The 739-nt window shown below is 28.2% G+C and carries 1 protein-coding gene; it reads right to left on the bottom strand.

Going from position 1 to position 739, the window contains the following annotated elements:
* The coding region (locus GQX97_RS13105) for a radical SAM protein (protein ID WP_368666584.1) at positions 1-739 on the bottom strand (739 nt) is incomplete at both ends.

Raw genomic sequence — 739 nt, 5'->3', positions numbered from 1 at the left:
ATAATAATGATAATCCAAATCAGTAAAATACATGTGGCARTCAATATAAACTTTTTTGTTTAATTTTCTCTCTATCATAGTTTGACAAAAAAGTGAAAGCCATTCTCCCATAGGAAAAGATACTGTAACATCAACAAACTCTTTTATACCATATCTTTTGTATAAATATTCTATTTCATCAACAACATTAATRGGGTTTCTTAATCTAACATTATTAAATAATATATTGGAAGCTGCACAAYTATAATTACTAAAAACAGCACCCCTTCCAGACATAATAAATGTAGCCGGAGTTTTTTTATAATACTCATTTTCTTTGGAATATAATTTCCAGTTAGTAAGATTTCTATCTATAAATGGAAGGCGGTCTAGAGGATAGTCAAGTTTACAWTTGCCGGTATTTCTAATATTTCCTTGAGAAGTTCTATAATATATACCTTCTTTTAATTTTTCACCGTTATTAATATGATTTACAATGCTTAAAAGAAGTATATCATAATCTCCGCCTGTAATAACAAAATCTACTTCAGAYTTATCAAAACTCTCTTCAGGCAATGCTGTAACATGGTCGCCTGCCAAAACTATATAAGCATTTTTATATTTATCTTTAATAGCATCAATAGTATCCCAAGTATAATTTATAGTAGCAGTAGTAGCTTCAAAAAATATTAATTGCGGATTTATTTTGTCTATCTGTATAAGCCAATCTATTATATCCATCTTTCTTGCTACAGTATCT

The organism is Brachyspira sp. SAP_772, assembly GCF_009755885.1.
GTDB lineage: Bacteria > Spirochaetota > Brachyspiria > Brachyspirales > Brachyspiraceae > Brachyspira.
Note: the sequence above shows the minus strand (reverse complement) of the source record. Positions and strands in the feature narration are given on the sequence as shown.